We start from the raw sequence: 8,051 nt of genomic DNA on the forward strand, positions 1-8,051 counted from the left end.
ATTTTCCTCACGCGGCCGCGCCGAGATAGACGTCGATGGCCTCCTGGCGGGCGGCGCTGTCCTTCAGCTCTTCGGCGCTGCGGTGGCCGACCAGCATGCCGCCACGCAGAAAGTAGAGGTCGTCGCAGAGCCGCATCGACATGACGAGGTTCTGCTCGACCAGGACGATGCCGAGGTCGGTTTCCTGCCGGATCGCGCGCAGCCGGTCGAACACCCGCCGCACCAGCATCGGCGCCAGGCCGAGCGACGGCTCGTCCAGCAGCAGCAGGCGCGGCCCGGCCATGAGCCCGCGCCCGATCGCCAGCATCTGCTGCTCGCCGCCGGAAAGCCGCCAGGCCGCACCGTCCGCCTTGTTGGCGATCTCCGGGAACAGGTCGAGCACCATTGCGGTGCGATCCTTCCGCTCCCGGCCGCCGAGGTGGTAGCCGCCGAGAACGAGGTTCTCGCGCACCGTCATTTCGCGGACGATCTCGCGCCCCTCCGGAACGTAGACGATACCGCGCTTGACGCGCTCGCGCGCCGGCGTGCCGGCGAGGTCGACACCGTCGAAGCTGATCGCGCCCCGGGCCGGGATCAGCCCGGCGATCGCCTTCATGATCGAGGTCTTGCCGGCGCCGTTGGCCCCGAGCAGGGCGACCACCTTGCCGGAGGGCACCGCGAAGGACACGTTTTCCACCGCCTGCGCCTTGGCGCCGTAGAAGACCGACAGGCCCGACACGTTCAAGAGATCAGTCATCGTCGCTGCCCAGGTAGATCCGCACCACTTCTTCGTTGCTTCGCACCTCCGCAGGCGTGCCGCAGGCGACGAACGCACCGAAATTGAGGACATAGATCCGGTCGCAGATCGACATCACCAGATCCATGTCATGCTCGACCACGACCATCACCAGGTCGGGCGAGGCAAGCGCGCTGAGGCTGCGCATCAGGTCCCGCGTCTCGGAGTTGTTCAGCCCGGCCGCCGGCTCGTCGAGCATCAGGACGGCGGGGCGGCCGACGATGGCGCGGGCGATCTCCACCAGCCGCAACATGCCCGGGGGGAGTTCGGAGGGCATCTTGTCGGCGGCCTTGGCGAGGCCCAGTTCGGCCAGCGCACGCTCGGCATCGGCGCGCATCTCCGCCTTTTCGTGGCGGCCCCGGACGGTGGGGAGGAATGCATGGAGCCAGCCGGAATGGTAGTTGCGCGCGACCCCGATCATGACGTTTTCCAGGACGGTCAGGTCCGGGCTGAGCGCCACGTGCTGGAAGCTGCGCACGATGCCCTTCTGGGCGCGGGCCGCCGGCGGAAGACCCTCCAGGCTGTGCCCGGCATAGCTGATAGCCCCCTTCTGCGGGTGATAGGCGCCGGTCAGGCAATTGAAGAGGCTGGTCTTGCCCGCCCCGTTCGGACCGATGAGGCCGGTGATCTCGCCGGCACGAAATTCAACGTCGAGGCCCTTGAGCACCTCGATGCCGCCGAAGGACAGGGCGATGCCTTGGCCTGTCAGCGATTTTGTCGCCACATCCATCATGCTGTCCCTCCATGCCGCGCCATCATCTCCTTCAGACGCGGCAGGTAATGGCCGAGCAGGATCATGCCGAGGAGCGCCAGCCCGTAGAACACGGGGATCCAGGCGCCGGAGGCGGACAGGAACTGCGGCACGAGCGTCAGGAACGCGCCGCCGATCAGGGCCCGCGCGAGGGTCAGGCCATAGAAGCTGACGACGGAGCCGACCAGGAGGAAGATCGAGGACCAGAGCGTGAAGCCGCTCGGCGAGACGGTCGATCCGGCAAAGGCGAGCATGGCCCCGCAAAGGGCGGCGATGCCGCCGCTGATGCCGAGCACCGCACAGCGGGCCCAGACCTGGCGCGTGCCGAAGGCATCGGCGGCAGCCGGATGCGCCTTGGACAACAGGATCGTCAGGCCCTGGCGCGAATGGCGGAACCGGGCGAGCGCAAAGACGACGGCGATCAAGACGGCCAGCGCGACGTAGTAGCGCTGGAACGACATCGGCAGACCCGGGATCAGCGGCTTGGACACATAAAGCCCTTCATAGCCGCCGGTCAGCGCGTCGGTGTTGTTGATCAGCTCCGGCACGGCCAGCGCCAGCGCCATGGTCGAGACCGCAAGGTAGATGCCCGACAGCTTGCGCGACGGCCAGGCAAAGGCAACGCCGGTGACGACGCCAAGGACCAGCGCCAGCGGCACGCTCACGAGCAGCGACAGGCCGAAACGCGTGTCGAGAATGGCCACCGAATAGGCCCCGACCGCGGCGAAGAAGGCGTGCCCGATCGACACTTCGCCGCCGTAGCGCACCAGGAAACTCACCGCCAGCACGCCGATGGCGTTGGCAAAGCAGACCCCGATGGCAAACATCCAGGACCCGCTCACCAGCAGCGGCAGCACGATCAACACCACAGCAAGCACATAGCTTCCAAGGTCCGAGGCGACCAGCTCCCGCAGGCGTTCGGGCAGCGGCGGGTGGACGGCCTTGATCGTCACGGGATGATCAGACACGGGAGCCTCCGACGCGCGCGAGAATGCCGTTGGGGAAGATGTTCAGCGCCAGAAGGATGATGCACAGCAGGAAGGTGCTGCTGAACTGCGGCGAGACATAGAAGGTGAAGAGGTTCATCAGAACGCCGATGAGGATGCCGCCGATCAGGCTGCCCGGCAGGCTTGCGAACCCGCCGATCACTGCGGCGGCGAAGGCCTGCAGCATGAAGGCGGCGACGGTGGTGACGCTGAGGAACGTGGTCGGCACGATCAAGAGCGCCCCGACGACGCCGAGCACCGCCGCGACGACCCAGGAGAACAGGTGGATCGAGCGCAGGTTCAGGCCGCAGACCTCGGCCGCAAAGGAGTTCTCCGAGATCGCCCGGAACGCGATGCCGAGCTTGGTGTAGTCGATGACGAAGAACAGCGCGCCGATGGTCACGATCGCGACGCCAAGCACCGTCAGGTCGTAGCCGGTGATGCGCAGCCCGAGCACCGACGTGCTGAAGCGCGGGATCGGCAGGTCGAGGCTGACAATGTCCGCACCGAAGATCAGCAGCGTTGCGCCCTGGGCGATGAGGCCGATGCCGAGAGTGGCGATGGTCGCGGTCAGGTCGGAATCGAACACCAGCGGCGCGATCACCGCATAGGTCAGACAAGCGATCGCGACGACCGCGACGATCGTCAGCAGCACCGCCGCGCCCCAACTCAGATCGAGCAGCACGCCGCTGGAGAAGCCGTAGATCAGGAAGGCGGCGAAGCCGGCGACGTTGCCGTGGCTGAAATTCACCACGCGCGAGGACTTGAAGATCATCACCAGGCCCATGGCGCCGAGGGCGTAGAGGCAGCCGGTGATCATGCCCGACCAGGCCAGCGGGAAGAGATCGCGCAGGACGTCGTTCATGCCACATCGTCCCGTTTCACCGCCGCGCCCATGGCGCCGCTTTCGACAAGCTCGATGACGCCGGGGAAGTAGCGCCCGGACAGGTCGGTATGCGTCGCCGCCTCGTAGTAGCTGCGCGCCACCTCCGCCGCCGGCAGGTCGACCCCGGCACTTTTCGCCATCTCAAAGACATAGGAGATGTCCTTGAGCACGTATTCCGGCGAAAACGCCTTTTCCGGAAACGCCCTCGGCAGCATCGCCTTCATGCCGTGGTTGCGCAGGACGAAGCTGTCGCCGGACCCCTTGGAGACCACCTCAAGCAGCGTTTCGGGCGCGACCCCGGCCCGTTCGCCGAGCACCATCATCTCGGCCAGCGCCACGGTATTGGCGAAGACCAGCATGTTGTTGACCAGCTTGAGGACCTGTCCCGCGCCGACGTCGCCGCCATGGGAGATGTCGGTGGCGATGTAGTCGAGCATCGGCCTGATACGCTCGAACAGCTCGGCCGGCGCCCCGACCATGATCGCCAGCGCCCCCTTGCGCGCCGCCTCGCGGGTCCGGGCGACGGGAGCGTCGGCGAAGGCGATGCCGCGTTCGGCCAGCTTGGCCGCTACCTTTCGGGCGAGTTCGACCGGCGTGGTCGACAGGTCCACCACGGCGGTGCACGAGGTCGCCTGCGCGAGGATTTCATCCGTCACCGCCTCGACCTGCGGGCCTCCGGGCAGGGACAGGAAGATCACGTCCGCCTCCGCCGCCAGGTCCGCAACGGACGTGCAGCGCACGGCGCCGGCGGCTTCGGCCTCCGCAAGAGCCTCGTCGGAGAGGTCGAAGGCGAGCACGCGGCCGGGATGTTTGACCGCCATATTGCCGCACATCGGGCCTCCCATGACGCCGAGACCGATGAAACCGATCGTTTCGGAATTGCTCACGATATCAATCCATCAACATGCCGCCGTTCACGTCAAGAACGGTACCGGTGATCCAGTTGGAAGCGGGCGAACACAGGAACAGGATGGCCTGCGCGATATCCTCGGGCTGGCCGAAGCGCCCGAGCGGCACGTTGCCGTTGGCCGACGGGGCGGCGCGCTGGGTGACGGTCTCCCACATCGGGGTCTCGACCGGCCCGGGCGCGATGATGCTGGCATAGATGCCCTTGGAAGCACCGGCCTTGGCGACCCATTTCATCAGGCCGTGGACCGCGGATTTCGCCGCCACATAGGACGGCCCCGACGCGACGCCGCCGATCTTGGCCGCGATCGAGCCGAGCGCGACCATCTTGCCCGCGCCCTGGCGTTCCATGACCGAGAAGATCGCCCGGACGGGGTTCACCACGCCCATCAGATTGACGTCGAGGATGGCGCGCCATTCCTCGTCGGTGGACTCGGTCAGCGGGCGGTGGGAGATCGTTCCGGCGCACAGCACGAGGCCGTCGATCCGGCCGTGATCCTTGAGAATGTCGGCAACGAGCGCGTCCGTCTCGTTGCGCGATGTCACGTCGTAGCGGCGAAAGATCACGTCGTTGCGGCCGAAATCGGCGTTGTCGGCGATGTCCGTCGCGATCACCGTGGCGCCCGCTTCGGCAAGGGCCAGCGTGGTCGCGCGTCCGATCCCGCCTGCCGCACCTGTTACCAGAACAATCTTGTCATCCATGCGCGCCGGCGCACTGATTGGTGTCAGGGTCATCCCTGCCTCCTGAAATGTCGATAGCTGGAGGATAGAGCCTGCGCCGCCGCGCGGGCGCAGGCTCTTTTTTGGCTCTACTGGCTCTTGGAAGCGTCGAAGACCACGGCAGGATAGGGGCGGAATTCCTGCACCAGCTCGAATCCGTCGGCCGTTGCCTGGATGATGCCCTCCTGGCGCGTGCCGCGATGGTCGCCCGGCTTGAACGTCACGCCGCGGGCACCGCCCACCGCTGCTCCGTCCAGGGTCTCCAATGCGGCGACCAGGTTTTCCCGCGTCAATTCCTTGCCGGAGGCGAGCAGGGCCTCGAACCCCTTGTGGAAGATCGCGGCATTGCTCCAGCCATTGAGGCCGAAGACGCCGACCGGATCATCGGGGTAGTATTTCGCCATGGCGTCGCGATAGGCCGCAATCTCCGGCTCGTCGCTGGAGACCGGCAGCAGCCAGGACGAGAAATAGACGCCGTCCAGAAGCCCGCCCGTCAGCTTGCGCGTCGACGGGTCGGCCGTGAAGAACGGCGCGAACCATTTCACGTCGAGCCCCTGCAGGTCGGCCGCCTTGAGGGCGGCGGCGAGGTTGGCGTTCGATCCGAACAGGATCACCGCCTCGGCACCGGAATTGGCGACGCGGCGGATATGGGGGCTGAAATTCGTCGTCTTGACGTCGAACGGCACGGATTCGGCGAGCTCCTTGCCGGCCTTGGCCATATAGGCGTCGACGCCGCGCTGGGCCGACTTGCCGAGCTCGTCGTTTTCCCACAGCAGCGCCACCTTGGTCAGCCCGAGATCGCTGATCGCGTAGTCGAGGTTCGAGGCGGCGGACCAACCATAGTCCGGCAGCAGCGGAAACACCGTCGGCTCGACGAAGAACGCGCTGGCGCCACCGATCGGGCCGACGACCGGAAGCCCGACCTCGCGCGCATAGGGAAGCACGGCGACGTTCGTTGCCGTGCCGATCGGCGCCGACAGGGCAAATATCCCGTCGTCCTCGACCATCTGGCGCGTGACGGCAACGGACCGGGCCGGATCGTAGCCGTCATCCTTCGTGACGTAGTTCACGGTCCAGCCGTCGATGCCGCCGTTCTCGTTCAGGTTCTTGTAGTACGCATCGGCGGCGTGGGTCAGGATTGCATAGAACGGCACCGGCCCCGTCACCGGCGTGAACGCTCCGACGGTAACGACCTTGTTTTCCTGATCGATACCGATTTCCGCGCCTGCCACCGGCCCGGCAAAGGTGCCGGCTGCGAGCGCAACGGCGGCACATACCGCCCCCCTCAACTTCGGAAACATCTGTACTCCTCCCATGGATTTTTTTTCGCGAATGACGATAGTCGCGCTTATGGGGCCGCGTCAATATATAATGCACTAATATTCTGGCCCATCTGATCGAAAACGAAAAAATCGCACCAGGAATGCCAATTTCCGCCCTTTTCGCTCCATCAGCGCTGGGACGTGAGCACGATATTTCGATATATAATGCATTTTTTGTTGCGCGCGAAGCGCCGCCATGAGAGTCATTCGGCCAGTACGCCGCCGAGGAAGCGGCATCGTGGAAGCGGGAGAGCGCCATGGACAATCCAGTCCTGAAGGGAAAAACAATCATCGAACTGGGCAGCATGATCGCGGCCCCCTTTGCCACGCACATTCTGCAGCAGATGGGCGCCGAGGTCATAAAGATCGAACCGCCGGCGGGGGAAACCACGCGCAAGCTGGTGCGCGGCGGGCCGAGCGGCAGCTACCTTGCCTTCAACCGGGGAAAGAAGAGCCTTTGCCTCGACCTGCAGTCCGGGGCCGGCAGGGAGATCTTCCGCAAGCTGGTCAGCGAGGCGGACATCGTCGTGCACAATCTCTCGCCCAGCGCCGCACGAAAGCTCGGCGCCACCTTTGCGGACTGCAACGCCCTCAATCCGGATATCATCTTCTGCCATATCAAGGGCTATGGCGCCGGTCCCCTCGCCGAAGAAGTCGCATCGAACCCGATTGCCGAAGCGGCGACCGGCGTCATGTTCTCCAACCGGGTGGACGGGCGCCCGTCCCGGCTGGGGCCGTCCTACCACGACCAGTTCGCGGGATGTTATGCGGCCATTGCCATCCTTGCGACGTTGCTTGCCGGGGCTGAGGGCGAGCGCAACATCGAACTTGGCCTTTACGAGACCGGCCTGCACATTGCCGCGCGGGACCTGTTGGCCGTCCAGTTGAAATCGCAACTGCTGGGCCGTCCCGAAACGGAGCCTTCGGCGGAATTCAGCATTCCCGGATACGGCGCCTATGAGACCTCGGACGGCAGGTGGATCTACCTCGTGATGCTGAGCGACGACCACTGGCGCAAGTTCTGCGCCGCCGCGGGCATCGATCCCGATCCGGCTCTCGACACCCTGCGTGCCCGCCGGAAAGCACGGCCGCAGGTGGAGGCCATCGTGCGCTCTGCCGTTTCCGGCTTCACCTATGACGACCTGGCCGAACGGTTGTCGGCAAGCGGTGTCGGCCATACCGAAGTCCTCTCGGCTGACCGCGTGCTGGCCACCCCTCAAGCGCAGGCCCCCGGAAAGATTTCCGGTTTTTCCTTCAAGGATTTCGAGTTCGAGACGCCGGACCTGCCGCTGCCCTCCCTGTTGCGGGACGACGGCCTTTCGCACGGCCCCCCCTTGCTCGGCGAGGATACCGAAAGCCTCCTTGCCCGGCTGGGCTACGACGCTGATGCGATCGCAGGCATCCTTCAGTCCGGCGCGGCCGTGGCCGCAGACCCGCATGCCGAACTCTGGGCACGGCCGAAGGAGGCAAAAACCGGGACGTGAGCCGCAGGCCGCGGGGCGATGGGACGACCTGCCGGAGAGCGGCGGGGCACGGCAGGGCTAGAAGCATGGTTTGCAGCCACCGTCCTTCCGGCGGCTGCAAACCTGTGGGGAAATGTTACGCCGCGTTCCTGGCGTTCAGGAGAGTGACGGCGTGGCGTGCGATCATGAATTCCTCGTTGGTGTTGATGATGTAGACGGGCAGCGATCCGGGGGCGGCGATC

Annotated in this window: 8 protein-coding genes; 1 reads left to right on the forward strand and 7 read right to left on the reverse strand. The window is 65.8% G+C overall.

All coding sequences use genetic code 11. The features are described 5' to 3' along the window. Positions 1-7 precede the first annotated feature (7 nt). From CH339_RS16750 to CH339_RS16780, 7 genes are all read right to left on the reverse strand, one after another. The gene (locus CH339_RS16750) at positions 8-736 is read right to left on the reverse strand and encodes an ABC transporter ATP-binding protein (protein ID WP_111435520.1); all 729 of its coding nucleotides are present in this window, start codon (positions 734-736) and stop codon (positions 8-10) included. Next, positions 729-1,508: an ABC transporter ATP-binding protein gene (locus CH339_RS16755; protein ID WP_244669170.1), complete on the reverse strand. Its 780-nt coding sequence runs from the start codon at positions 1,506-1,508 to the stop codon at positions 729-731. The genes CH339_RS16750 and CH339_RS16755 overlap by 8 nt, the downstream gene beginning before the upstream one ends. Continuing rightward, positions 1,505-2,494 (reverse strand): branched-chain amino acid ABC transporter permease, encoded by a 990-nt coding sequence (locus CH339_RS16760; RefSeq protein WP_111435522.1) that lies wholly within the window; start codon positions 2,492-2,494, stop codon positions 1,505-1,507. Before CH339_RS16760 ends, CH339_RS16755 begins: the two co-directional genes overlap by 4 nt. Beyond that, positions 2,487-3,377, reverse strand: a complete 891-nt coding sequence (locus tag CH339_RS16765; RefSeq protein ID WP_111435523.1) for a branched-chain amino acid ABC transporter permease — start codon at positions 3,375-3,377, stop codon at positions 2,487-2,489. The genes CH339_RS16760 and CH339_RS16765 overlap by 8 nt, the downstream gene beginning before the upstream one ends. Then, positions 3,374-4,285, reverse strand: coding sequence for an NAD(P)-dependent oxidoreductase (locus CH339_RS16770; RefSeq protein ID WP_111435524.1), 912 nt, complete (start codon positions 4,283-4,285; stop codon positions 3,374-3,376). Before CH339_RS16770 ends, CH339_RS16765 begins: the two co-directional genes overlap by 4 nt. 4 nt (positions 4,286-4,289) lie before the next feature. Next, positions 4,290-5,039, reverse strand: coding sequence for an SDR family NAD(P)-dependent oxidoreductase (locus CH339_RS16775; RefSeq protein WP_111435525.1), 750 nt, complete (start codon positions 5,037-5,039; stop codon positions 4,290-4,292). 74 nt (positions 5,040-5,113) lie between these two features. Continuing rightward, on the reverse strand, positions 5,114-6,325 hold the full coding sequence (locus CH339_RS16780; protein WP_111435526.1) for an ABC transporter substrate-binding protein: 1,212 nt from the start codon (positions 6,323-6,325) through the stop codon (positions 5,114-5,116). 278 nt (positions 6,326-6,603) lie between these two features. On the opposite strand from CH339_RS16780, the gene CH339_RS16785 reads away from it, so the two are divergent. Continuing rightward, positions 6,604-7,830, forward strand: a complete 1,227-nt coding sequence (locus tag CH339_RS16785) for a CaiB/BaiF CoA transferase family protein (RefSeq protein WP_111435527.1) — start codon at positions 6,604-6,606, stop codon at positions 7,828-7,830. Positions 7,831-8,051 lie beyond the last annotated feature (221 nt).

The organism is Rhodobium orientis (genome assembly GCF_003258835.1).
Taxonomy (GTDB): Bacteria; Pseudomonadota; Alphaproteobacteria; order Rhizobiales; family Rhodobiaceae; genus Rhodobium; species Rhodobium orientis.